This window comes from Brevundimonas sp. AJA228-03, from assembly GCF_017795885.1.
In the GTDB taxonomy this organism is placed as follows: domain Bacteria; phylum Pseudomonadota; class Alphaproteobacteria; order Caulobacterales; family Caulobacteraceae; genus Brevundimonas.
On the sequence record NZ_CP059297.1, the window covers coordinates 1,864,193 to 1,887,657 of the forward strand.

Annotated in this window: 22 protein-coding genes; 9 read left to right on the top strand and 13 right to left on the bottom strand. The window is 66.7% G+C overall.

Features of this window, described 5'->3' with window-relative positions:
• Positions 1 to 82 precede the first annotated feature (82 nt).
• Positions 83 to 2,863, top strand: a complete 2,781-nt coding sequence (locus HZ989_RS09200; protein ID WP_209320550.1) for a valine--tRNA ligase — start codon at positions 83 to 85, stop codon at positions 2,861 to 2,863.
• On the opposite strand, the gene HZ989_RS15255 is transcribed toward HZ989_RS09200, so the two are convergent.
• Both HZ989_RS15255 and HZ989_RS09205 read right to left on the bottom strand, forming a co-directional pair.
• Positions 2,860 to 2,991 (bottom strand): hypothetical protein, encoded by a 132-nt coding sequence (locus HZ989_RS15255; protein WP_256435869.1) that lies wholly within the window; start codon positions 2,989 to 2,991, stop codon positions 2,860 to 2,862. The two genes, HZ989_RS09200 and HZ989_RS15255, sit on opposite strands and share 4 nt — an antisense overlap.
• 68 nt (positions 2,992 to 3,059) lie before the next feature.
• Positions 3,060 to 3,620 (bottom strand): carboxymuconolactone decarboxylase family protein, encoded by a 561-nt coding sequence (locus HZ989_RS09205; protein WP_209320551.1) that lies wholly within the window; start codon positions 3,618 to 3,620, stop codon positions 3,060 to 3,062.
• Between the two features lie 126 nt (positions 3,621 to 3,746).
• On the opposite strand from HZ989_RS09205, the gene HZ989_RS09210 reads away from it, so the two are divergent.
• Together HZ989_RS09210 and HZ989_RS09215 are read left to right on the top strand one after the other, a co-directional pair.
• A complete protein-coding gene (locus HZ989_RS09210; RefSeq protein ID WP_209320552.1) occupies positions 3,747 to 4,637 on the top strand; it encodes a LysR family transcriptional regulator in 891 nt (296 codons plus the stop codon).
• Positions 4,637 to 5,362 (top strand): TlyA family RNA methyltransferase, encoded by a 726-nt coding sequence (locus HZ989_RS09215; RefSeq protein WP_209320553.1) that lies wholly within the window; start codon positions 4,637 to 4,639, stop codon positions 5,360 to 5,362. The genes HZ989_RS09210 and HZ989_RS09215 overlap by 1 nt, the downstream gene beginning before the upstream one ends.
• A gap of 160 nt (positions 5,363 to 5,522) precedes the next feature.
• On the opposite strand, the gene HZ989_RS09220 is transcribed toward HZ989_RS09215, so the two are convergent.
• Positions 5,523 to 6,089: a glycine zipper 2TM domain-containing protein gene (locus HZ989_RS09220; protein ID WP_245162329.1), complete on the bottom strand. Its 567-nt coding sequence runs from the start codon at positions 6,087 to 6,089 to the stop codon at positions 5,523 to 5,525.
• A 147-nt stretch (positions 6,090 to 6,236) separates the two neighbouring features.
• Between HZ989_RS09220 and HZ989_RS09225 the strand changes: the two genes are divergently transcribed.
• Positions 6,237 to 7,481 (top strand): class I SAM-dependent RNA methyltransferase, encoded by a 1,245-nt coding sequence (locus HZ989_RS09225; protein ID WP_209320554.1) that lies wholly within the window; start codon positions 6,237 to 6,239, stop codon positions 7,479 to 7,481.
• Positions 7,482 to 7,484: 3 nt separating this feature from the next.
• On the opposite strand, the gene HZ989_RS09230 is transcribed toward HZ989_RS09225, so the two are convergent.
• From HZ989_RS09230 to HZ989_RS09250, 5 genes are all read right to left on the bottom strand, one after another.
• On the bottom strand, positions 7,485 to 8,207 hold the full coding sequence (locus HZ989_RS09230) for an alpha/beta hydrolase (RefSeq protein ID WP_245162330.1): 723 nt from the start codon (positions 8,205 to 8,207) through the stop codon (positions 7,485 to 7,487).
• A gap of 192 nt (positions 8,208 to 8,399) precedes the next feature.
• Positions 8,400 to 8,828, bottom strand: a complete 429-nt coding sequence (locus HZ989_RS09235; RefSeq protein ID WP_209320556.1) for a response regulator — start codon at positions 8,826 to 8,828, stop codon at positions 8,400 to 8,402.
• Entirely contained in the window at positions 8,825 to 10,768 is a 1,944-nt protein-coding gene (locus HZ989_RS09240; RefSeq protein WP_209320557.1) for a PAS domain S-box protein, read from the bottom strand. The genes HZ989_RS09235 and HZ989_RS09240 overlap by 4 nt, the downstream gene beginning before the upstream one ends.
• Complete coding sequence (locus HZ989_RS09245) at positions 10,765 to 11,385, bottom strand: response regulator transcription factor (protein WP_209320558.1); 621 nt, start codon at positions 11,383 to 11,385, stop codon at positions 10,765 to 10,767. Before HZ989_RS09245 ends, HZ989_RS09240 begins: the two co-directional genes overlap by 4 nt.
• Before the next feature lies 1 nt (position 11,386).
• Entirely contained in the window at positions 11,387 to 12,589 is a 1,203-nt protein-coding gene (locus HZ989_RS09250; protein ID WP_209320559.1) for a sensor histidine kinase, read from the bottom strand.
• Between the two features lie 58 nt (positions 12,590 to 12,647).
• Between HZ989_RS09250 and HZ989_RS09255 the strand changes: the two genes are divergently transcribed.
• A complete protein-coding gene (locus HZ989_RS09255) occupies positions 12,648 to 13,262 on the top strand; it encodes a phosphoribosyl-AMP cyclohydrolase (RefSeq protein ID WP_209320560.1) in 615 nt (204 codons plus the stop codon).
• Positions 13,263 to 13,549: 287 nt separating this feature from the next.
• Positions 13,550 to 14,203, top strand: coding sequence for a DUF2490 domain-containing protein (locus HZ989_RS09260; RefSeq protein WP_209320561.1), 654 nt, complete (start codon positions 13,550 to 13,552; stop codon positions 14,201 to 14,203).
• Between the two features lie 49 nt (positions 14,204 to 14,252).
• Here HZ989_RS09260 and HZ989_RS09265 read toward each other — a convergent pair whose 3' ends face one another.
• Entirely contained in the window at positions 14,253 to 15,224 is a 972-nt protein-coding gene (locus HZ989_RS09265) for a sodium-dependent bicarbonate transport family permease (protein ID WP_209320562.1), read from the bottom strand.
• A 96-nt stretch (positions 15,225 to 15,320) separates the two neighbouring features.
• On the opposite strand from HZ989_RS09265, the gene HZ989_RS09270 reads away from it, so the two are divergent.
• Entirely contained in the window at positions 15,321 to 16,190 is an 870-nt protein-coding gene (locus tag HZ989_RS09270; RefSeq protein WP_209320563.1) for a LysR substrate-binding domain-containing protein, read from the top strand.
• A 47-nt stretch (positions 16,191 to 16,237) separates the two neighbouring features.
• On the opposite strand, the gene HZ989_RS09275 is transcribed toward HZ989_RS09270, so the two are convergent.
• Positions 16,238 to 17,317, bottom strand: coding sequence for a TerC family protein (locus HZ989_RS09275; protein WP_209320564.1), 1,080 nt, complete (start codon positions 17,315 to 17,317; stop codon positions 16,238 to 16,240).
• Positions 17,318 to 17,811: 494 nt separating this feature from the next.
• Between HZ989_RS09275 and HZ989_RS09280 the strand changes: the two genes are divergently transcribed.
• Positions 17,812 to 17,997: a YdcH family protein gene (locus HZ989_RS09280; RefSeq protein ID WP_209320565.1), complete on the top strand. Its 186-nt coding sequence runs from the start codon at positions 17,812 to 17,814 to the stop codon at positions 17,995 to 17,997.
• 180 nt (positions 17,998 to 18,177) lie between these two features.
• Positions 18,178 to 18,567 carry a tellurite resistance TerB family protein gene (locus HZ989_RS09285; protein ID WP_245162521.1) on the top strand — a complete coding sequence of 130 codons (390 nt, stop codon included), beginning with the start codon at positions 18,178 to 18,180 and terminating at the stop codon, positions 18,565 to 18,567.
• 339 nt (positions 18,568 to 18,906) lie between these two features.
• On the opposite strand, the gene topA is transcribed toward HZ989_RS09285, so the two are convergent.
• From topA to plsY, 3 genes are all read right to left on the bottom strand, one after another.
• Entirely contained in the window at positions 18,907 to 21,540 is a 2,634-nt protein-coding gene (gene topA, locus HZ989_RS09290; protein ID WP_209320567.1) for a type I DNA topoisomerase, read from the bottom strand.
• Positions 21,541 to 21,676: 136 nt separating this feature from the next.
• The gene (gene dprA / locus HZ989_RS09295; protein WP_209320568.1) at positions 21,677 to 22,759 is read right to left on the bottom strand and encodes a DNA-processing protein DprA; all 1,083 of its coding nucleotides are present in this window, start codon (positions 22,757 to 22,759) and stop codon (positions 21,677 to 21,679) included.
• Positions 22,756 to 23,397: a glycerol-3-phosphate 1-O-acyltransferase PlsY gene (plsY, locus tag HZ989_RS09300; RefSeq protein ID WP_209320569.1), complete on the bottom strand. Its 642-nt coding sequence runs from the start codon at positions 23,395 to 23,397 to the stop codon at positions 22,756 to 22,758. Before plsY ends, dprA begins: the two co-directional genes overlap by 4 nt.
• Positions 23,398 to 23,465: the final 68 nt, after the last annotated feature.

Consider the following 23,465-nt stretch of genomic DNA (forward strand, 5'->3'; position numbering starts at 1 on the left):
CGCCGCTGGGTCCCCCGGTCTCCGCTTCGCTCCGCCGGAGGATGACGAAAGAGACGCAAACCTTCCTTCGAAACGACGGACCATGCTCGAGAAAACCTTCGACCCCACGGCCGCCGAGCCGCGCCTGTATGCCCGCTGGGAGGCTTCCGGTGCCTTCGCCCCACGCACCGACGGCGCCGCCGAGGCCTATTCGATCGTCATCCCGCCGCCGAACGTGACCGGCTCGCTGCACATCGGCCATGCGCTGAACAATACGCTGCAGGACATCCTGGCCCGCTATCACCGGATGCGCGGCAAGTCGGTGCTGTGGCTGCCGGGCACGGACCACGCGGGCATCGCCACCCAGATGGTGGTCGAGCGCCAGCTGGCCGCGGCGGGCAACGTCGGCCGCCGCGACATGGGCCGCGAGGCCTTTGTGCAGAAGGTCTGGGACTGGAAGGCCGAGAGCGGCGGCACGATCGTCCAGCAGCTGCGCCGTCTGGGCGCGTCCTGCGACTGGAGCCGCGAGCGGTTCACCCTGGACGAAGGGCTGAACGCGGCGGTGCGCAAGGTCTTCGTCCAGCTGCATCAGCAGGGGCTGATCTATCGCGACAAGCGGCTGGTGAACTGGGACCCGCAGTTCCAGACGGCGATCAGCGATCTGGAGGTCGAGCAGCGCGAGGTCGAGGGCACCTACTGGCATTTCGACTATCCCCTGGCCGACGGCGTCACCTACGAGCATCCGATCGCCTTCGATGACGAGGGCAATGCGACGGCATGGGAGACACGCGACTTCATCGTTGTGGCGACGACCCGGCCGGAGACGATGCTGGGCGACACGGGCGTGGCGGTCCATCCGGACGACGCGCGATATGCCTCGATCGTGGGTGCACAGGTCATCCTGCCGCTGACTTGCCGGGCCATCCCGATCGTTGCCGACGAATATGCCGATCCGACCAAGGGGTCGGGGGCCGTGAAGATTACGCCGGCGCATGACTTCAACGACTTCCAGGTGGGCAAGCGGGCGGGCTTGCCGGCCATCAACATCATGAACGCCTTCGCTCGCATTCTGGACTGGGGTGATGTTCCTGCGCCTGACCCCGGCAAGGTGGCTGAAGAACATCACGACTCGGCCGAGTCCTACCTGGTCGACTCCATTCCGCCAGATCTGCGGGGGCTTGACCGCTTTGCCGCGCGCAAGGCCATCGTCGCGCGCGCCGAGGCCGAAGGCTGGCTGCGCGAGATCGAGAAGACCCGCCACGTTGTGCCGCACGGCGACCGCTCCGGCGTCGTCATCGAGCCCTGGCTGACGGACCAGTGGTACGTCGACGCCCACACCATGGCCCAGCCGGCGCTGAAGGCGGTGGAGCAGGGCGACACGGTGTTCGAGCCGAAGTCCTACGAGAAGATCTATTTCGAATGGCTGCGCAACATCGAGCCCTGGTGCATCAGCCGCCAGCTGTGGTGGGGGCACCGCATCCCGGCCTGGTATGACGCCGACGGAAACATCTACGTTGCCGAGACGGAGGCGGAAGCCGTTGCCCAGGCGGGCGGCAAGGCCCTGACCCAGGACGAGGACGTCCTCGACACCTGGTTCTCTTCGGCCTTGTGGCCTTTCTCGACCATGGGCTGGCCCGAGAACACCGACGACCTGAAGCGGTTCTATCCGACCAGCGACCTCGTCACCGCCGCCGATATCATCTTCTTCTGGGTCGCCCGGATGATGATGATGGGGCTGCACTTCATGGACGCGGTGCCCTTCAGGCGCGTCATCATCAACGGCCTCGTCCGCGACGAGAAGGGCCAGAAGATGAGCAAGTCCAAGGGGAACGTGATCGATCCTCTGGTGATCATCGACGAGCTTGGGGCCGATCCCCTGCGCTTCACCATGGCCATCCTGTCGGGCACGCGCGACATCAAGCTGAGCCGCCAGCGCATTGAGGGCTATCGCAATTTCGGCACCAAACTGTGGAACGCGGCCCGCTTCAGTCAGATGAACGAGGCCCGCCGCGTCGAGGGTTTCGATCCCGCCACGCTCGACCAGACCATCAACCGCTGGGTCCGGGGCGAGCTGACGAAAACCGAACGGCAGGTTTCCGAGGCCATCGAGGGCGGTCGCTTCGACGACGCGGCCTCGGCCCTTTACCGGTTCGTGTGGAACGTCTTCTGTGACTGGTATCTGGAGCTGGCCAAGCCCGTCTTCCAGGGCTCTGACGAGGCCGCCAGGGCCGAGACCCGCGCCATGACCGCCTGGACGCTGGACCAGACGCTGAAACTGCTGCACCCCGTCATGCCCTTCATCACCGAGGAACTGTGGGCCGAGCTGGGCCAGGAGGGCGCGGCGCGCGACGAGCCCATGCTGATCGGGGCCGAATGGCCCGCGTTGCCTGACGCCTTCATCGATCCGGGGGCCGAGGCCGAGATCGGCTGGCTGGTCGATCTGGTCACCGATGTCCGGGCTCTGAGGGCCGAGATGAACGTGCCGCCGGGGGCCAAGCCCCCGCTGACCTTCGTCGCGCCGGACGCGGTGACGGCGGAGCGGGCGATGCGGCACCGCGATCTGATCCTCACGCTGGCCCGGGTGTCGGAGGCTACGACGGCTGACGCAGCCCCGGCCGGAGCGGTGACCTTCGTGTCCAGTGCGACGGCTGCTGCGCTGTCGCTGGCCGGGATCATCGACCTTGGCGCCGAACGCGCGCGCCTGACCAAAGAGGTCGCGGCCTTCGACAGCGACATCGGTCATGTGATGAAGAAGCTCGGCAATCCGAACTTCGTCGAACGGGCGGCTCCGGCCGTAATCGACGAACAGCGGGCCAAGCTGGCGGAGGCAGAAGCCGGCAAGGCACGGCTGGAAGCCGCTCTGGCGCGGCTGGAAAGCCTCTAGCCGCGCATTGCGGGCATGGTCGGGCTGATCGATTGGGCCTTGATCAGCATGCGGCGGCCCGTCGTTGGGACGATCAGGACCACGGTGGCCAGGATGCCGAGGGCAAACAGGACAGTCAGGATTCGCATGGTTCTATCTCCTGTAGCGGCGTCGAGCGAGCCTTCGCCCGACACCGCCCGGGGGTTACGGATGAAGATCAGGCCGCCTTGCGGGGCGTAAAGGCGTTGGCCTGGAAGGCCGCATCGACCGGGGTTTCGGCGATGTGGTTGACGTAGTTCGAAATGGTCTTCAGCCCGACGCCCAGAACCACTTCCAGCACATTGGCGGCGGTATAGCCGGCACCGATCAGACGGTTGACGTCGGCGTCCGACACCCAGCCGCGCTCACGCACCACACGCGTCGCGAAATCGCGCAGGGCTTCCAGCCTGGCATCAGCGATCGGTCCGCCATTGCGTACGGCCGCGATCACGGTCTGATCCAGACGCTGGCCCTGGGTGACCGTGGTGTGGGCGGCGACGCAATAATGACAGGCGTTCTCGACCGCGGCGGCGATCAGGACGACTTCACGCTCCAGCGGGGTCAGGTCAGACTTCTGATAGGCTGCAGCGAGAGACAGATAGCCCTCGATAACGGCCGGGCTTTCGGCGAACTCGCCGACGAGATTGGGCACGAGGCCAAAGGCGGCCTTGGCAGCGGCGATATAGGGACGCGAGCCCTCGGGGGCGGTGTCCAGGGTGTGGATCGGGAACTGGGTCATTTTGGTCTCCGGTGATTGGCGGACGCGGGATGCGTCGTCGAAGGCGAACGTGCGCCCGCCGCCTTCCGCGCAGTAGTCACAGGAATTGACTTTGACTTATGCGTTTTACGCATGAAAACAGGCGCAATGGATCGCCTTTCCGCCCTTCGCCTGTTCATTCGCACGGTAGAGACCGGCAGCTTCTCGCGTGCCGGACGCGACGCGGGCCTTTCGCAGTCCGCCACCAGCCGGGCGATCGCGGCGCTGGAAGTCGATCTCGGCGCACGGCTTCTGCTTCGCACCACACGTCGGCTGTCGGTCACCGAGGCGGGACAGCGGGTCTATGAGCAGGCACTTCGGATGCTCGACGAAGATGCGGCCCTTATGGAGGCGGCAGCGGGAGCGGACCGGGAACCCGTCGGGCGGCTGAGGGTCTCGACCTCGGTCGCCTTTGCAACAGACGAGGTGGCGCCGCACGTCGGCGGCTTCCTGAGAGCCTTCCCGCGCGTGCGCCTGGATCTGGCGGCCACCGATGCACGTGTCGATGCAGTGGCCGAGGGGGTAGACCTGATCCTGCGCCTTGGCTCGCTGGCCGACAGCGGCATGACCGGGCGGCGGCTTGGAGCCTATCAGCCATGGCTGGTCGCCTCGCCGGGGGTGGCAGAGGGTCTGGACGCGCGGGCCTCGATTGAGGACCAGCTGAGGGGCCGTTGCATCGTCTATTCGGGATCGACGCTGGGGATGCGGTGGCGGCTGGATGGCCCGGGCGATCCGGTGGTGTTCGAGGCGTCGGGACCTTTGACGGCCGGTGCGGGAGCCGTCGTGCATGGCCTGGCGGTGGCCGGGGTGGGCGTGGCACTACTGCCGTCCTTTGCCGTCCGCGCCGATCTGGCTAGCGGACGACTGGTTCGGGTCGCGCCCGAATGGTCCGGTCCGTCGATCGACCTGTCGGCGCTATGGAGTCATCGGGCGTTGCCGCGCAAGGGGCGCGTATTCCTGGACTATCTGTCGCCGCTTCTGACACTGGATGACCGCTGATGCGACTCGATCAACTGCTGGTTTCCAAAGGACTGATCGACAGCCGCGCCCGGGCCAAGGCGGCGATCGAGGCCGGGGGCGTGACGGTGGACGGCATTGTGGTGACCAATGCGTCCCGCGCCTTCGGTGACGACGCCGTCGTGTCGGTGATACAGGCTCATGACTGGGTCGGGCGCGGGGCGTTGAAGCTGGACCATGCGCTGACCCTCTGGCCGGTCGCGGTCGAGGGACGCGTGGTGCTGGACGTCGGGGCCTCGACCGGCGGGTTCACCGAAGTCTGCCTGAAGCGCGGTGCGGCCAGGGTGTTTGCCGTCGATGTGGGGTTCGGGCAGTTGCACGAGCGGATCGAGGCCGATCCTCGCCTCGTCAGCCTGGAGCGGACCGACGCCCGGTCGCTGGATCGGACCCTGATCCCTGATGCACCCGCCCTGATCGTCTGCGACGCCAGCTTCATCGGCCTGGCCAAGGTGCTACCCGTGGCGCTGGAACTCGCGGAGGCCGGGGCCGATCTGATCGCCCTGGTCAAGCCCCAGTTCGAGGGGGCCGGGCCGTCCGCCGTGGGCAAGAAGGGGATCGTCAAGGACCCGGAGGCCCACCGCGCGGCGGTCGAGGGCGTGTCGGCCTGGCTGGCCAGCGTCGGCTGGGTCGTTCAGGCAACCACTGACAGCCCGATCACCGGCGGCGATGGCAATGTCGAGTTCCTGATCTGGGCGAAAAAGTCGTAGCGACAACCGTCGATCAAGCCGCGAGACGGCGCTGGTTGGTGACAGCGACACCCTTCAGGTCGATGAAAACCGCCGATGGATGACTCCACCGGCGGCTCCCGTCACGTCGTCGGTCGACAGGGGGGCTGAAAACTGACCGACGCCGCGATCTCCGTGACCCTTACCGGGGCACCCAGCCGCGGCGGGGATCGTAGATGTAGTAGCCGTCGGCGCTGACCTGGTAGCCGTTGTCATAGCGACGATCCTCCCGACGGCTGTCGTGGCGACGCGCGTCATTGCGGCGGTCGTCGTAACGGCCGTAGGATTGGGCGCGGTCGTCGTAGCGGTCCCGCTCATCGTAGTAGGTCGCGGGCGGGGCGTAGGCGGACCCCTGATAGGGGCTCGACTGGCAGGTGCTGTTCGAGGCGCGGCCGACCTGGGATCCGATGATGGCTCCCAGCACGCCGCCGATGATCGAGCCCTCGGTGCGATTGCCACGGGCCGCGATCTGCGAGCCGGCCACGGCACCGACGCCGGCGCCGATCAGAGCCCCCGCGCCCGTCCGACCCTGGCTCAGGGTCTGGCAGCGATCGCGGTAGCCGGTGTTGCCATAGGGCTGGCTGTAGCCCTGGTTCTGGTAGCCATTGCCGTAGCCATAGGACTGGGCCGAGGCGGCGGCGGGCATCACGCTGACGGCACCGAGAACGGCGGCGACGGCGGCGACTGAACTCTTTATCGAAACGGACAACGGGAAGATCCCCTGTGTTGGGAGACGCGGGGTGCGGCTCCGATCTGATGCTCCGGTTCTAGGCGTTCGAACCTGAACGCGTTTTGAGCGGGTCATTCATCCTCGTTCAGGTTTCGCGATGCGCGTCCGGCCGTCTAGAAGCCAGCGATGAGCACGACGTTGAAGATCGCCCGCGTGGCCGGGCAGGGGGACGGCGCGGCCGAGACGCCGGGCGGTCCGGTCTTCGCGCCCCTGACCCTGCCGGGCGAGACGGTGCGGGGCGAGGTCCGTGACGGGCGGATGGACGGGGCGGAGGTGGTCGAGGCCAGTCCCGATCGGGTCCCGCCGGTCTCGCCGCACTATGGCGATTGCGGCGGATGTTCCCTGCAGCACTGGGCCAGCGGGCCCTATCTGGACTGGAAGCGGGATCAGGTCATTGCGGCCCTGGCGCGCGAGCGGATCGAGACCGAGGTCGAGGCGACGGTGGCGGTGCCGGCGGGCACAAGGCGACGGCTGGCCCTGCATGCCCGTCGGCTGGAGGATGGACGGGTCGTGCTGGGGTTCAAGGCGCGCAAGTCCTGGCGGCTGGTCGAGGTGACGGCCTGTCCGGTGGCCGATCCCCGGCTGGTGGACGCGTTTCCGGTACTGGCCCGGGTGGCGGCGGCCTTACTGGAGCGTCCGAAGTCGGCCCCGACCCTGCATGTGACCTGGACGCTGGACGGGCTGGATGTCGATGTGACGGGGGTCGAGCGACGATCGGGCGGACTGTCGGCCGACCGGCAGCTGCAGGCCATCCGGGCGGCGGGTGAGGGTGACCTTGCCCGGCTGAGCCTGGCGGGTGAGACCCTGGTCATGGCGCGACAGCCGAGGGTGGTCTTCGGGCCTGCGACCGTGCCCCTGCCGGCCGGCGGCTTCCTGCAGGCCGTGCCGGAGGCGGAGGCGGCGATGACGTCGCGGGCCGTGGCGGCGGTGAAGGGTGCGAAGGTCGTCGCCGACCTGTTCTGCGGGGCGGGCACCTTCACCTTTCCTCTGGCGACGGTGGCACGTGTGATCGCGGCGGACTCCTCGGCGGGCGGCATAGCGGCGCTGAAGGTCGGGATCGGCTCGGCGAAGGGCATGAAGCCCATCGAGGCCCACGCGCGCGACCTGTTTCGGCGACCGCTGACGCCGTTCGACCTGAAGGCCTGCGAGGCCATCGTTTTTGACCCTCCGCGCGCGGGGGCGATCGAGCAGACGGCCCAGATCGCCGGAACGAAGGCGGCGGTCGTGGTGGGGGTGTCGTGCAACCCCCAGACCTTCGCCCGTGACGCGCGGGTGCTGATCGATGCCGGGTTCCGGCTGGAAAAGGTGACGCCCGTCGATCAGTTCCTGTGGTCCAGCCATGTCGAGCTGGTGGGCGTGTTCCGGCGCTGAATCTCAGTCGCCGGCCAGGGCGGCGGCGACGCGCGATTCATAGTCCGGCTGCTGGCCGATGTCGGAGTGACCGGCCTCCGGGAAGACCAGGGTCTGGACCTCATGGCCGCGCGCGCCCAGGTCCCGTGCCAGTCGGCGGCTGAGGGCGGGCGGCAGGGTCGTGTCCTTGCCGGCCTCCAGCACAAGGATTCGTCCCTGATAGCCGTCCAGCGAACCAGGCACGTCGACGGCCGTCAGGGCCGGGGCCATGCGAACACGGACCAGAGGGCGAGCCAGTCCGACCATTTCGTCGATCGCGGCGCGGGCCGTGGGCGTGGTGGTCTCCAGCACCAGGGCTTCGGCATTTACCTCATTGGCGATGGCGGCGCAGACGATGCCGCCCAGCGAATGGCCCCAGGCGATCAGCGGGCGGCCTTCGGTATCGGCTATGGTCCTTGCTTCGCGCGCCACGGCCCGGCCGACCGCCTCGAAGCCGGCGAAGTCGGCCGTGCCAACGGTCTCGCCATAACCGGGATAGTCGAACATCAGCACATCGCCGAACGGGCTCAGCTCGCGCGCAGCGACGGCCCCGCCGCTGGACCGCCGAAACAGATTGCCACCGCAGAACAGGATCAGCGGGCGCGGCGCAGCCGTCATCCGCACGCGGGTCGCCCCGATGGAGCCGCCCGCATACGACCAGGTCAGTCTCTCGGAACCCGGCGGCGGCGGGGCGTTCGGCAGGGTCATGCCCGCAGCCCGAACTCGCGTGTCGGGGTAGAAGAAGTTATCCTCAGGGACGTTGACAGAGAGGCAGCCGCCGAGACCGATAAGGAGTAGAGCGGACAACGGCCTGACGACGAAGTTCAACATGGTGTCCATCCGGGTTCAGCTTGGAATAGCAACAGAATGCTATCCGGGTGTCCACATTGCGGGGCGGGATCAAGTCAGCCTTCTGAACCTGCGCCGGGTGTCCAGAAGCACCCAGCTCCGCATGAGCAGTTCCGCCACATCATAGGGCTTCAGCAGAACGTCGTTCGCACCCAGCGACAGCGCCCGCAGCCTCGCGTTCATCGTCGAATCCGCCGTCAGCACGAGGATGGGCAGATAGTCGGTCTCCGCAGTCAGGCGACGAAAACTCTCGAGAAGCTCATAACCGTCGAAGCCCGGCATCATCAGATCCAGCAAGACAAGATCCGGCGGCGTTTTCGCGAAATCGGCCAGGGCGTCCCTGGCGTCGAGGAAGGTCGCGATGTTGGTGAACCCCTCTCTTCGAAACGCCCGGTCGACCAGACTCAGATTTGCCGCCTCGTCATCGACGGCCAGGATCCGCCTCGACTTCAGCGCGGCATCATCAGGCACAATCCTCATTCGGCGTCTCCGGTCAGGGATGAGGCGTTGATCAGGTCCAGTGTGAATACTGCGCCGGACCGATCTCCGCGAGGACGATAGACCACGTCGCCCCCCTGGGCCTGGGCCAGTCCGCGCGAGAGGGCGAGTCCCAGGCCCGACCCTTCGGCACCGCTCCAGCGCTCGGCGTCCAGTCGATCGAACGGCGTGAACAGCCGGGTGATGAAAGCGTCCGGAACGCCCGGGCCCTCATCAACCACTTCGACGCGAAGGCGGTCGCTTTCATCGACGACGCCGACCGTCACGGTTCCTCCCGCAGGTCCGTACTTCACAGCGTTGGAAAGCAGGTTGAGAAGAATCTGTACGGTTGCCCGGCGATCAATTCGGGCGACACCACCTGTTTTGCCCTCAATGCGGATGTCCACGCCCGCGGCCTGGGCCTGGGGGCCGATAAGGTTACGGACGTCGTCCAGGACAGGGCCCAGGGTGACCGCCTCGAGCGTCAGGGCATGTCCCCCGGCCTCGATCCGGGCGATGTCCAGTACCTCCTCGATCATGGCAAGAAGGTGCCCGCCGGCATTGGCGATCTGATCCACGGCGTGGCGTTGGTCGTCCGTCATGGTCTCGCCGTCCATGCCCAGCAACTGGTTGAAACCAAGGATAGCGGTCAGAGGCGTGCGCAGCTCATGGCTCATTCGCGACAGGAACTCGCTCTTGGCGCGGCTGGCGCGTTCTGCCTCTGCCCGGGCGTGGCCCAGGGCTTCCTCAGCGCGGCGCCGCTCGGTGATGTCGCGCGTGACCTTGGAGAAACCGGTCAAGGTTCCATCCTCATCGCGCAGGGCGGTGATGACGACATTGGCCCAGAATCGCCCGCCGTCGCGGCGCACCCGCCAGCCTTCGTCCTCGACCCGGCCGTCCTTGCTGGCGATCTCCAGCAACCGGACGGGTGTCTCCTCGCGCGCCTCCGGGGGATAGAAGTTCGAGAAGTGGCGACCGAGGATCTCCTCAGCCGTCCAACCCTTGATGCGCTCGGCTCCAGTGTTCCAGCTGACGACCTGACCGTCGACGTCCAGAGCGAAGATTCCATAATCGCGAACGCCTTCGATCACGCGGCGATACCGCTCCTCGCCCTCGCGAAGCGCAGCCTCGCGCGACCGCAGCAGGTTGCCGGCTTGGACCAGTCTGCGGGCCAGCCGACCGATCTCGTCCTGGGCCTCATCGACCAAACTTAATGGGACGCCGCGTTCCAGCCGCTCGGCGTCGCGCTCCAGACTCCTCACGCGACGGACGATCCCCGTGAATAGCAGTTGGGCCGCGGCCAATCCCCCCAACAAACCGATCCCTGCGAGGACTGCCGTCAGGGTCCAGGTCCGCCTGCGCTCCGCGTCCGCTCGCGCCTGGCGTTCCGCAAGGAGTTCGACCTCACGACGCTGCATGGCCTCGATTTCGGCCCGTAGCGCGTCAAGCACCGCCTTGTTGGCGATCAGAGCGCGGGTCACGGCCTGCGTCTCCATCCCGATCGCGGTCCCCGCGCCGGGCATGGAGGCGAGCTGGGCAAGCCCGTCGCGCTTGAGCACCACCAGGTCATCGACCCGTGCCAGACGGCGGCGGATTTCAGGATCCCGCGCGGTTCCGCGCAAACGATCCAGAGTGGTGGGCAGAAGGGCCTCTGCCTTGATGTAGGGTTCCAGGAAAGCCTGGCGGCCGGTCAGGCGATAGCCGCGCACGCCGCTCGCCGCCTCGGCCAGAAGGGCATGCACTTCGTGAATGTCGCGCTGGATGGCGAAGGTCAGACGCACCCGCGCCTCGGCCTCCGCCTCGGCGCGGGCCGACAGATGCAGGGCACCGATGCCGGCCAGGAGGATCGCCAGGGGCAGGGCGACGACGATAAAGCCTTTCAGCCCGAGCCCCAGATCGGCCCAGGCCCGACCGCCTCTCGTCCAGATCGAGGCGGCCGTCACGGCAGAATTCGCGCCGCGAAGACCGCAGCCTGGGTCCGGTCGCTGACGCCAAGCTTGGCGATGACCTTTTCGACGTGAACCTTGACGGTTCCCGGTCTGATGCAGAGCTCGCGCGCGATCGCCTTGTTGGTCAGTCCCTCCTTGATGAGGGCGAGGACCTCTCGTTCCCGGGGGGTCAAACGCGCCAGGTCACTGTCGCTGGGCCCGGTAGCAGGCGACACGGCCAGGCGCAGAAGGTCGCCGGGCAGGGCCGTTCGACCCTCACCCACGGCCCTGATGGCGTGGAGCAGCTCCTCGCGCCCGGCGTCCTTCAGAACATATCCGGTCACACCGGCCGTGAGGGCGCTGCGGACATATTCGGCCGTGTCGTGCAAGGTCAGCAGGAGCACGCGCGTGTCTGCGCGTTCCAGGATCAGCCGCGCGGCTTCCAGACCGGTCATCCCGGGGCCGAACCGGATGTCGAGGATCGCGACATCCACGTCGCCTTCGGCGCATCGCTCCACAGCGGCTTCGCCCGTATCCGCTTCATCGATGAGCTCAAGGTCCGGCTCGCGATCGATGACGGCGCGAAGTCCCGCGCGGGTCAGTTCGTGGTCGTCGGCGATCAGAATACGCATCTCAGACGCCCGCCAGGGGAACGCGCGCGCTGATGCGAAAGCCGTTTGGGGTTGGACCCGCTTCGAGGGTCCCGGCGACGGAGAGCAATCGCTCTCTCATCATCTCGAGCCCGAAACGCGGTGTCTCGCCTTCGCCTCTGGCGTCCGATGCAAAACCGCCGACGTTCTCGACGGTGAGCACGATGGCACTCTGGTCGGGCAAGGTGGTGAGATTGAGCGCCACGGTCGCACCCGGAGCATGTTTGGCGATGTTGTTGAAGGCTTCCTGGCCTACGCGAAAAAGGAGGGTCTCGAGCCAGGGTGGCAGTCGCCCGCCTATTCGCTCGGAAACCTCGACCCTGTGGCCGGCACCCTGGAGTCGACGCGCCTCTTCCCGTAGCGCCGCCGCGACACCGAGGTCGTCCAGACTGGGCGGACGCAGACCGGCGATGACCCCTCTGAGGTCGGTCACCGCCTTGCGGGAGACGCCGATCAGTGTCTCAACGTCCCTGGCGACGCGGCTGTCGATCGGAGCCAGGTCCAGATGGACGAGTTCCAGCCGGCGGTGAAGTGCTGCGATCTGTTGGGCGACGCCGTCGTGCAGGTCTGCAGAGATTGCAGCCCTCTCGCTCTCCTGGGTGTTGACCACGCGCGCCAGGACCTGTTCCAGTTCCTTTTCGCGCCGTTCGAGGCGCACAAGCAATTCAGCTTCCTTGCGTCGCTGCAGGTCCACGGTCAGTCGCGCCTCGATCATCTCGACCATCAGCCGCAAGGTGTCGCCGTCCTCCTGGGTGGTGACCGCGTTCGGGTTCATCGGCGTGGTGAACACGAGGCTTACGTCTGGACGGCCACGTTCGGCCAATGTGGTCAGGGGGACCACGAAGGCGTCGTTCTCTGAAGGCCCGGACTTTTCCTGAACGCTACCGACCGCATACCCTGCGAACAACGCCGCTCTCCGGGCGGCGCGAGCGACGGCGTCGTCGAGATTGCCGACGTCGGCGGTGGCAAGATCCCGGCTGACCTCGATCAATAGCTTGAGACGGGCCGCGCGGGCCTCGGAGTCGCGAAACAGCGACCGGAGGTCCAGGCCGAGCGAGGTGGCATCGTTGAACAAGCGCGAAAATCTCCAGCGGTAGCCCGGGATTCTAGCCGAGATCCGGGGAGCCGTCATATGCCGAACGGCATAGGTCATCTGGCCTGCCGACCGGCTGATGTGCGCAAGCATGGCTGTCGACATCTTCCGTCAGTCGCCGCGACCCGCGGCTCCCTCAAAGGACGTTCCGATGCGCAAGACCTTCACCCTCACCGCCCTGACCGCGCTTCTGGTGGCCGGCTCCGCCCTTGCCCAACCGACCGCTTCGTCTGTGGCCTCCCGGACGGACTCGTATGCGGTGGCCACCATCACCACCGCCCCGGCCGCCGCGCCGATCACCGTGGCCGAGGTCGAGGCCGCCCAGCGCGCGTGGGGTGACGCCCTGGTCGCAATCGCCACCGAGTACAAGGCGAACGGTCAGGTCGCCGCGACCCGTCTCGCGGGTCAGGTCCTCGATACCGCCTATGGCTACAATCTGGGTCCGGTGGCCTTCAAGCCCACGCTTGCCTATGGCGACACGACCTTCCGCGCCACCCGTGAAAGCGCTCTGGCCTATTTCGTCGGCGGCAACAGCCGCTTCCCTGGCGACACCGGGTTCGCGCTCAAAGGCTGGCGCTCCTATGAGATCGACAACGCTGTCGTCGTCATTAATGGCACCACGGCCATCTCGACTGGCAACGTCATGCTGACCAATGACGCTGGCGAGGTCACCACCGTCAACAAGACCTGGGGCTGGGTGCGCGACGCGAACGGTGCCCTTCGCATCGTCCTGCACCACTCCTCGCTCCCCTACGCGCCGAACTGACGACGCGATCATCCTGCCCGCGACGGTTATGGCCGGATATCACCGGGCCATGGACGGCGGCTTCAGGCTCCGGGTTGGCGCCGGCGTGACGCATGTCTCCATCCTCAACGATGAGGTGGGTGCCCACGCCGCCGCTCCGGGTACGCTCTCAATCCTTGGGTCATCAGCGCGGGCGTCAGCTCCCGCTTCCAAGGTCCGGGGCCGGAGGGAAAACCCCTCCGGCTCCACCCCTTCCCAGCGACGGCGCTCTCTCCAACTTCCGCCGTTCCGTTCTTCAGGACATCACGATGCATGCGTTCAAGGTCACCCTTCTTGCCGTCGGCGGTCTTCTGGTCGCGGCGGCTCCCGCCGTCGCCCAGGACGAGGACGGCGAGTTTTGGTTCAACCCGGCCTTCGTCAAGCCGATCGACGATCGGACCTCCGTCGAACTGGAGACGGCCCAGCGACTGCGCCAGGACCCGCGCGACGACACCTATTTCGCGCGCCTGTGGCTGAACCGGGAGGATGGCGCGGGCCGCGAATGGAGCGTGGGTGTCGAGCAGCGCTGGAACGGTCCCGACGTGCGGGAGGTACGGCTGCTGCAACAGGTGGGCTACGATTGGGGGCCGCTGGAGTTTCGCACGAGGCTTGAGCAGCGCTTCATCGACGTCGACCCTCAGACGGGCGTGAGGCTGCGACAGCGTGTCGGGACAACGATACCTCTGACAGACAGCGAGGACGGATGGGCGCTGACCGGGGACGCAGAGGTCTTTGTGACGCTCCGCAACACCGAGCCTGGCGGGCAAACGGGTCTGACCGGCTTGAGAACCTTTGTCGGCTTCGAACGGAGCTACGGCCGATATGACGTGAGCCTGGGCTATCTTCGCCAGCAGGACATCCGCGACGGGGCCGAGGACCGCGTTGGTCATGCGCCCTTTGTCGGTTTGACCGTCAACTTTTGAGGTTGGCGTCCCATCGCCGGACGCTTCCAGACCTGGACCGCCTCGAGGACTACCAGAGCCAGAGCGCGGCGGCCGTATAGAGGGCTATGCCCACAGTGAGATTGAACGGGAAGGTGATCGCCAGCGAGGCGGTGACGAACACGCCGGCGTCCGCTTCCGGTGCGGCGAGCCGCATGGCTGCCGGTACGGCGATATAGGAGGCCGAGCCCGCCAGGATGGTCAACAGAGCGGCGTCTCCCGCGCCCAGACCGATGATCCAGGCCAGACCCAAGGCGACGGCCGCCGATGCGACCGGGAAGAGGAGGGCGAAGGCGACGATTCCGGCGTTGAGCTTTCGTCCTCCCTCCATCAGGCGGCGCGCCGCGATCAGACCGATGTCGAGGAGGAAGAAGCAGAGCGCGCCCTGGAACAACGGGCCGACGAACAACTCGAGGCGGACGAGCCCCGGCGCGCCCGAGACGAGGCCGACGGCGAAACTGCCAAGCAGCATGACAGTCGCGGCACCGACGAAGACCTCGCGCAGCACCGCCCGGCGACGACCCGGCTCTCCGCGCCCGGCTCCGTTCAAAAGGATCAGGGCCGTGAGGATCGCAGGCGTCTCCATGAGCGCGAGGACGGCTGCCATATAGCCGCCAGGCTGAAGACCGACCGCAGTGAGGTGATCCTGGCCCGCCGCGAAGGTCACCACAGAGACAGAACCGTAGGTGGCGGCGAGGGCGCAGGCGGTGGCGCGGTCAAGCCGGGGCAGGCGGCGCAGCACCTCCAGCGCCGCCACGGGCATCAGGGCGCTCAGTCCAACGCCGAGGGCGGCGGCGCTCAGGAAGTCGCCGTCGAGTCCCGCCGCGCGCGCTTCGACCCCGCCTTTGAACCCGATACAAAGCATCAGATACAGCGAGAGGGCCTTGGCGATGGGTTCCGGGATTGCCAGGTCCGATCGTGCGAACGCGGCAAGAGCGCCCACGAAGAAGAACAGAATCGCGGGCGAGGTCAGAAGGGCAAGACTGGCGGTGAGGTCGGGCATGTGGGCGGCGGGTTCCAAAGGTCGCTTCCTCTGGCCTCGACGCGTTCAGCATGCCAGTTTATTCGACTTATAGGACCCATAACCAAGGCTCATGCCGTGCCTTCACGACTGGTCAATCTCGACCTGGACCTCCTGCGCGCCTTCGTGACCGTGGTGGAGACCGGGAGCTTCACCCGAGCAGCGGCCCTGCTGGGACGCACCCAGCCCGCGATCAGTCTGCAGATCCGGCGACTGGAGGATCAGTTGCGCTCCCCGCTTCTGGCCAGAGGCGGCAAGGATCTCGCCCTGACCACCGAGGGAGCCGGGCTGCTGCCGCAGGCGCGCCATCTGTTGCGGGTGAATGACGAGATCGTCGCCACCCTGGGCGACGGCGATCTCGAGGGGGAGGTGCGGTTCGGGGCCCCGGAGGACGTCGCGACCATGCATCTGCCGGGCATTCTGGGTGCCTTCGCGCGTAGCCATCCGCGCATCAAGCTGGCGGTGACGTGCGACTACACGGCGAATCTGCTCGACCAGATGTCGCGCGGCCTGCTCGATCTCGCCCTGATCAAGCGGGAGCCGGTCGGGCCCGAACTCGGCGTACGGGTCTGGAGCGAGCCGTTGGTCTGGGTGGCGTTGGACCCCTCGATCCTGGAAGCCTCGCCCTTGCCGCTGATCATCGCCCCCGCGCCGGACATCTATCGCAAGCGGGCGCTGGGGGCGCTGGAGGGGGCCGGCCTGGCGTTTCGCGCCTCCTTCACCTCGCCCAGTCTCGCGGGCCAGATGGCGGCGCTGAGAGCCGGCCTCGGGGTCGGAGTCCTGCCGGCCGCCATGGCAACGCGGGACCTGACTGTTCTGCGAGAGCCCCTGCCGCCGCTCAGCGATAGCGAGATCGCCCTGGTGTCCACCCGCTCCATGGGTGGCCCGGCCGAGCTGCTGTCACAGGAGGTTCTTCGTGCCCTGGAGCGCGGCCCATCGGCGTCTTGACGCGGGGACTGTCATGGCCGGGACGATCCCGGCCACGACAGGGAACCTCAATGGGCCGGACGGTCCGGTTGATCTCTGGTGTCGCGCGTCTTGATCCAGGAATAGAGCATCGAGCCGCCGATCAAGGCGAGGGTCGCGATCAGGGACCACTGCGGCTCGAGATACGGCACCAGTTCTTTGCCGGTCATGTCCTTCCATGCCTTGTAGAGGCCGAAGTTCCAGATGATCTTGACCCCGATCAGCACCAGAACCATCGACAGTCCGTACTTCAGATATTTGAAGCGGGCGACGGCTTCGGCGAGCATGAAATACATCGACCGCAGGCCCAGGATCGCGAAGATGTTGGACGTGTAGACGATGAAGGGGTCTTTCGTGACCGCGAAGATCGCCGGCACGGAATCGACCGCGAAGATGACGTCCACCACCTCGACCATGACCAGGGCCAGGAACAGCGGGGTCGCGAACAGGACGAGCCGACCCGTGCCCTTGGGATCGGGCCTTTTGACGAAGAAATTATGGTTGTCGATGGTGTCGGTGATCCGCATCCGCTTCCTGAGGAACTTCAGGACGGGGTTCTGATTCAGGTCCATCTCGTGATCGCCGCCGAAGATCATCTTCCATCCCGTAAAGATCAGGAAGGCGGCGAAGATGAACAGCACCCATGTGAACTCATTCACGATGGCCGCGCCGAGAGAGATGAAGATCGCACGGAACACGATCGCACCCATGATACCCCAGAACAGCACACGGTGCTGATACTGGCGTGGTACCGCGAAGAAGGTGAAGATCATCCCGATGACGAAGATGTTGTCGAACGCCAGCGCCGTTTCCAGCAGATAGCCCGTAAAATACTGCAGAAGGGCTTGCTGATTGAGATTATCCGGGCTCATGTAGTAGACCGGATCGGGCTCATACACGAAGTAGACATAGGCCCCAAAGGCGATAGCGATCGAACCGAACGACGCCCACATGGCCGCAGACTTTTTGGCGGAGACGACCCCGTCCTTGTTGTTCACGACCCCGAGGTCGATCCACAGCAGAAAACCGATGAAGGTCAGGAAGGCGATCCAGAGCCAGACCGGCTGACCGACATAGGTCGCATCGAAAAACGGAAGGGATTCAAACATCCCGCACCCCTGAAATCTGCAAAAAGCGCCGCGTTGCGCCATCCATTCGGGGATCCGACATCGCAGCCGACGCCTCGGCTGCCAGAGGGGCCCGGACCCGTGGAGGTCGCGGTAATGACTGTAGATCGCCTTTACGTCAAGACCTGATGTCAGTTGGACTGAATCGGGTCAGTTTTTCTGACGCTCTTGTCAGTCTCTGCGCGCTGTCGTCAGGATATAATCGTGATGGGGCTATAAACATGCCATCACAAGTCAGTCTTCGGTCCATCGCACTGACTCCATAATGCCATCTCATGGCAGCCATCATGATTTCTTATTGGCATTCCCATCGCGTGTAGCGCAGCGTGATTGAGCGGCCCGGGCCCCTCTGACGATCATTGTGATCGTGATGTCGGATCGCATCGGGTGCGCTCGATGACGGGGTCCGGTTGTTTTCCCCCATCGAACCGACGGCTTCGGCTTCGAGCGCTCCCCTTCAGAGAAGGAGAGGCTCCATGTCTATCGTGTTGGCGCGCCGTTTGCGGGGACTTCATGCCCTGCTTGAGATGGCGTTAAACGACGAGAGGGCGCGACCGCGCCCGGACGACCGCACCATCGCGGGCATCAAGAAGAAGAAGCTGGCCATCAAGGACCGGCTTGCCGTCTTCGGTGACCGCCAGATGTCGTCCGCGTCGCACTAGCGAGCGAGGGGTCGGTGGCTTTCCCCGGCCGCCGACCCCGATCGCTCCCCAACATCAACACGCATCGCCGACGCACCGGCGACACGACAGGAGGCCTGAATGCCCGGATCAAACAGATCGCTACGTCGATACCCTCGGATCGACCCAGACGAGGTCTGGACCCCCGGCGACGTGATTCAGATGGATGCGGTCGTGGCCGGCTGCGCCATGGTGGCCCAAGCGGACGGCTGGGTCACGTCGGACGAGCGCAACCGCATGATCGATCGCATGCGGAGCTCCCCGACCATCGCCTTTTTCGGCATCGACGACGTCCTGGTCCTGTTCGAAGCGCTGAACCACAGGTTTGACCGCGATGTCGATGACGGCGAGGCGACGGCGGAGGTCGCCGTGTCGCGCCTGCGGGGCCAGCCCGGTCCGTCGCGCCTGTTGATCGAAACCGCCTGTTCGGTCGCTGAAGCGGACGGTGGCTTCGATGCCGAGGAGCGGGCCGTGATCCTGCGGCTCTGCGAACTCCTGGATGTTGATCCGGCGCCCTACGACCTGGTCCCCAACGATGGAGAGAGACGATGAGGGTCGGAGCACCATCGAGCCAGATGGCTTACGCCTGGGCGGTTCAACTCTCACAGATGACCGGAAGGGTCGCCGCGCACCAAAGCACGGCGACGGATCGACCCGTCGATGCCCCCCGTGCTCTGACCGCCGACACACTCATCCGCCGGCCCAGCCGGCATACCTTCGACATCCGCGTCTGATCGCGGAACCTGGGCGAAGCCCTGAACCATGGATTTTTTGACCCACGACGTCCTGACCAGGCCGGTCTGACCACGCAAGACACGCCGCTTCTGCTCTGACTGAACGGAACAGCGAAACAACATGAATTCCCTGATCCCTCTCCCTCCGGGAGCGGGATCAGGCCTTCGTGGTCGTCTTCTTCGCCGGTGGCTTCCGGGCCGCGGGCTTTTTCGTCGCGGCCGGTTTCCTCGCCGCGGCCGCCTTTGGCGCGGCCTTCTTCGCCGGAGCCTTCTTGCCCTTGGGCGCGACCAGGGCGCGGGCGGCCAGAAGCGGCACGGCGATCTCCATGGTCATGTCCTCGGGCGCAGTGCCCTTGGGCAGGGTCGCGTTGATCTTGCCCGACTTCACATAGGGCCCGAACCGGCCGGACATGACGTGGACCGGGTCACCCGTTTCCGGGTGGGCGCCCAGATCCTTCAGCGGGGCCACGGCGGCACCACGACCCTTGAACCCACCGGCCCGCTTCTCGGCCAGCAGGACCACGGCGCGGTTCAGTCCAATGTCAAAAACCTCATCGATATCCGCGACATTGGCATAGGTTCCATCATGCAGGATGAAGGGTCCGTAACGGCCCAGACCGGCCGTGATCGGCTTGCCGTCCTCCGGGTGATCGCCGACGGCGCGGGGCAGGGCCAGCAGGCGCACGGCCTGTTCCAGGGTCAGGGTCGCCGGTGACCAGCCCTTGGGCAGGGAGGAGCGTTTCGGCTTGTCCTCGCCGGGATTGGCGGTTTCGACATAGGGGCCGAAGCGGCCGATCTTGAGCGACACGGCCAGGCCGGTCGCTTCGTCGATGCCCAGATCGCGGTCGCCGCCGACCTCGTCGCCCGCATTCTCGCCCGCGCCGAAGCCGCGCGTGTAGCGGCATTCGGGATAGTTGGAGCAGCCGATGAAGGAGGACTTCATCTTGAAGCTGGCCTTCAGATGCAGATGGCCGGTCTTGCACAGCGGGCACAGCCGCGCGTCTGAACCATCTGATTTCTCCGGGAACAGGAAGGGGCCGATGGCGGTGTCGAGTTCGTCGATGACGCCCTGGCGTTCCAGCACGGCGGCGGTGGCGGGCTTCAACCTGGACCAGAATTCGCGCAGCAGCGCCTTCCAGTCCATGTCCCCGGCGGAGACCTCGTCCAGCTGGTTCTCCAGCGCGGCGGTGAAGTCGTATTCGACCCAGCGGCCGAAGAACTGTTCAAGGAAGGCGGTGACCAGGCGGCCATTGTCCTCGGGAATGAAGCGGTTCTTGTCCATGCGGACGTAGCCACGGTCACGCAGGGTGGTGAGGATGGAGGCATAGGTCGAGGGACGGCCGATGCCGAGTTCTTCCAGTTTCTTGACCAGGGTGGCCTCAGAGTAGCGGGGCGGCGGCTCTGTGAAGTGCTGGTCGGTGCGGATCGCCTCGACCCTGGCCTTCGCACCTTCCTTGAGGGCGGGCAGGCGAGCGGTGTCGTCGTCCTCTTCGGACTCGGCGCCCTTCTGCTTCTCGTCGCGGCCTTCCTCATAGACCGCGAGGAAGCCGTCGAAGGTGACGACCTGGCCTGTAGCGCGCAGGCCGGTCAGGCCGTCCGGTGTCTCGACGTCGACCGTGGTGCGGTCGAGGCGCGCGGCCTCCATCTGGGAGGCGACCATCCGCTTCCAGATCAGCTCATACAGGCGCTGGAGGTCGGATTCGAGGCGCAGGGAGTCGGGCCGGCGGGCGATGTTGGTCGGGCGGATCGCCTCGTGCGCTTCCTGGGCATTCTTGGCTTTCGTCTTGTAATAGCGGGCTTCGGCCGGGACGAAGGTGGGCCCGAAGGTCTCGCCGATCACGTCGCGGGCCTGGGCGATGCCCTCGGGTGTCGTCTGGACGCCGTCGGTCCGCATATAGGTGATCAGACCGCCGCTCTCGTCGACGCCCTCGTACAGTTTCTGGGCCGCCCGCATGGTGCGCTGGGCGTCGAAGCCCAGCTTGCGCGACGCTTCCTGTTGCAGGGTGGAGGTGGTGAAGGGCGGCGAGGGGAACCGTCGGACGGGCTTCTTCTCGATCGATCGGATCGTGAAATCGCCGCACTCGATGGCCGCCCTTGCGGCGTGGGCGGTCGCCTCGTCCTTGATGTCCAGGCGCTGGATCCGCTTTCCGGCGTGCTTGACCAGACGGGTGGTGAAGGGCGGGCTGTCGGCGACCAGATCGGCCTCAATCGACCAGTATTCCTGGGGCCGGAAGCGCTCGATCTCCAGCTCGCGGTCCACCACGATGCGGAGCGCCACCGACTGTACCCGACCCGCCGACCGGGCACCCGGAAGTTTCCGCCACAGCACGGGCGACAGGGTGAAGCCGACCAGATAGTCGAGGGCGCGGCGGGCGAGGTAGGCCTCGACCAGTTCCATGTCGATCTGGCGCGGATTGGCCATGGCCTCCAGCACGGCCGACTTTGTGATGGCGTTGAAGGTGACCCGCTCGACGGCCGTGTCCTTCAGCGCCTTCTTCTTGTTCAGAACCTCCAGAACGTGCCAGCTGATGGCCTCGCCCTCGCGGTCGGGGTCGGTGGCCAGGATGACGCGATCGGCGCGTTTTGCGGCTGCGGCAATCTCCGACATGCGGGTCGAGGCGCGGGCGTCGACCTCCCACTCCATGGCGAAATCTTCGTCCGGTTTGACCGAGCCGTCCTTCGACGGAAGGTCGCGGATGTGGCCGTAGGAGGCGAGGACCTCGAAGCCCGGGCCGAGGTATTTGTTGATGGTCTTGGCCTTGGCGGGGCTCTCGACGATGACGAGATTCATTGCGGCTCAGTCTGGGAGGAGGGGGGCAGAACGTGGTTGGGCGCGGGCCTTAAGTCAATCAGGCTGTTCCGCACCGCGATATTCCCGTCACAATGGGTCGCGCCTCGCGACTGAATTCGGCGGGGCTGACCCGGGCTCAGGTCGAGGCGGACCCGCCGGGCAGCAGGGTGGCACGGCCTGCGAGGCTGAGCTCCAGCAAGGCGGCGGCGACGCTGCCGATGGGGGCACCCAGGGCGCGGGCGATCTCGTCGCGCGGTGTGGGCGTCGGCGAGAGCAGGGCGGCGACGCGATCGAGGAAGGCGGGATCGAGGTCTTCCAAGTCGTCGGGGAACGGGTTGTCGGCCGGGGGCTCGCGCAGGGTCCGCAGGGTCTCGAAGGCGCGGCGCACGTCGTCGATGCCCTCGCACAGGATGGCCCCCTGGCGCAGCAGTTCGTTCGGGCCCCTGGAGCGCGGATCCAGCGGCGAGCCGGGGACGGCAAAGACGTCGCGCCCCTGTTCCCCCGCCAGCCGTGCGGTGATCAGCGAGCCGGAGCGCAGCTCGGCCTCCACCACGATCACACCGCGCGACAGACCGGAGATGATGCGGTTGCGGCGGGGAAAGTCGCGGGCCTGGGCATGGGCCCCCATGGGGCTTTCGGATACGACGCAGCCCTGTTCGACGATCTGGTCATAGAGGGTGGCGTTCTCGGCCGGATAGACATCATCGACGCCACCGCCGAGGACCGCGACGGTGCCGGTCGGCAGGGATCCTGAATGGGCGGCGGCGTCGATGCCGCGCGCGAGGCCGGAGACGATGACGAAGCCCGCCTCGCCCAGCTGCTGCGCCAGGCCACGCGCGATGCGCTGGCCACCGGCGGAGGCGATGCGAGCCCCGACAATGGCGACGGCCTCCTTCGAGAGCAGGGCCACGTCTCCACGGGTCCAGAGCAGCGGCGGCGGCGGGTCGAGCGCGGCCAGCATGGCGGGGAAGTCGGGGTCGCCGAGGACCAGCAGTCGGGCTCCGGCCCGGTCGCCGGCGGCGAGTTCGGCCTCGATGCGGGTCGGGTCGGGCAGGGTGTAGCCGTGACCGCCGCCCTTGCGGACGAGGTCGGGCAGGGCGTCCAGCGCGCGGACGGCAGTGCCGAAGCGATCCAGCAGCTGGCGGAAGGAGACGGGGCCGACGCGGTCGGCGCGGGCGAGGCGCAGGCGGGCGAAACGCTCGGCCTCGGGCAGGTTCACGCCTTCTTCGCGGCCCCGATCCGCGGCTCCGCGCCCTTCAGCAGGCGGGCGATGTTCTCGTGGTGGCGGATGTAGATCAGGACAGCGGTCGCAATGGCCAGGACGAAGATCGGCCGGGCAGCGGGCAGGCCGAGGGCGGGGAGGGGCAACAGGGCGTAGAGCGGTGCGGCGGCGGCGGCCACGAGCGCGGCCAGCGACGAATAGCGCAGCAGGAAGGCCACGATCAGCCAGGTCGCCCCGGCCATCAGCCCCAGGGGCCAGCAGGCGGCGATCATCAGGCCGAAGAAGGTAGCGACGCCCTTGCCACCCTTGAAGCCCAGCCAGACGGGGAACAGGTGACCCAGGAAGGCCGCACCGCCCGCGATGGCTCCGGCGGCGTCCGACTGCAGGAAATGGCGGGCCAGAAGCAGGGCGACGGCGCCCTTTCCGGCATCCAGCAGCAATGTGGCCAGCGCCAGGTCCTTGCGGCCGGTGCGCAGGACGTTGGTCGCTCCGATGTTGCCTGATCCGATGTTGCGCACGTCACCGGTCCCCGCAGCGCGGGTGATGAGGACGCCGAAGGGGATGGAGCCCAGCAGATAGCCGCCCACGGCGACGAGGCCGAGCGTGAAGAGCGCTGGGCCGACCAGATCCTGCAACCGATTCACTCCCGCCAGACGTGCGTGGCGACAATGCGTCGGCGGCGGGTCCGGAGCAAGGGTGGAAG

Coding starts and splice junctions, on each gene's coding strand:
- HZ989_RS09260 (WP_209320561.1), top strand. CDS start 13,550: ATGCATGCGTTCAAGGTCACCCTTCTTGCCGTCGGCGGTCTTCTGGTC.
- HZ989_RS09205 (WP_209320551.1), bottom strand. CDS start 3,620: ATGACCCAGTTCCCGATCCACACCCTGGACACCGCCCCCGAGGGCTCG.
- topA (WP_209320567.1), bottom strand. CDS start 21,540: ATGAATCTCGTCATCGTCGAGAGCCCCGCCAAGGCCAAGACCATCAAC.
- HZ989_RS09230 (WP_245162330.1), bottom strand. CDS start 8,207: ATGACCCTGCCGAACGCCCCGCCGCCGCCGGGTTCCGAGAGACTGACC.
- HZ989_RS09285 (WP_245162521.1), top strand. CDS start 18,178: ATGGATGCGGTCGTGGCCGGCTGCGCCATGGTGGCCCAAGCGGACGGC.
- HZ989_RS09225 (WP_209320554.1), top strand. CDS start 6,237: ATGAGCACGACGTTGAAGATCGCCCGCGTGGCCGGGCAGGGGGACGGC.
- HZ989_RS09235 (WP_209320556.1), bottom strand. CDS start 8,828: ATGAGGATTGTGCCTGATGATGCCGCGCTGAAGTCGAGGCGGATCCTG.
- HZ989_RS09275 (WP_209320564.1), bottom strand. CDS start 17,317: ATGTTTGAATCCCTTCCGTTTTTCGATGCGACCTATGTCGGTCAGCCG.
- HZ989_RS09255 (WP_209320560.1), top strand. CDS start 12,648: ATGCGCAAGACCTTCACCCTCACCGCCCTGACCGCGCTTCTGGTGGCC.
- HZ989_RS09250 (WP_209320559.1), bottom strand. CDS start 12,589: ATGCTTGCGCACATCAGCCGGTCGGCAGGCCAGATGACCTATGCCGTT.
- HZ989_RS09215 (WP_209320553.1), top strand. CDS start 4,637: ATGCGACTCGATCAACTGCTGGTTTCCAAAGGACTGATCGACAGCCGC.
- HZ989_RS09265 (WP_209320562.1), bottom strand. CDS start 15,224: ATGCCCGACCTCACCGCCAGTCTTGCCCTTCTGACCTCGCCCGCGATT.
- HZ989_RS15255 (WP_256435869.1), bottom strand. CDS start 2,991: ATGCGAATCCTGACTGTCCTGTTTGCCCTCGGCATCCTGGCCACCGTG.
- HZ989_RS09280 (WP_209320565.1), top strand. CDS start 17,812: ATGTCTATCGTGTTGGCGCGCCGTTTGCGGGGACTTCATGCCCTGCTT.
- HZ989_RS09210 (WP_209320552.1), top strand. CDS start 3,747: ATGGATCGCCTTTCCGCCCTTCGCCTGTTCATTCGCACGGTAGAGACC.
- HZ989_RS09200 (WP_209320550.1), top strand. CDS start 83: ATGCTCGAGAAAACCTTCGACCCCACGGCCGCCGAGCCGCGCCTGTAT.
- HZ989_RS09245 (WP_209320558.1), bottom strand. CDS start 11,385: ATGCGTATTCTGATCGCCGACGACCACGAACTGACCCGCGCGGGACTT.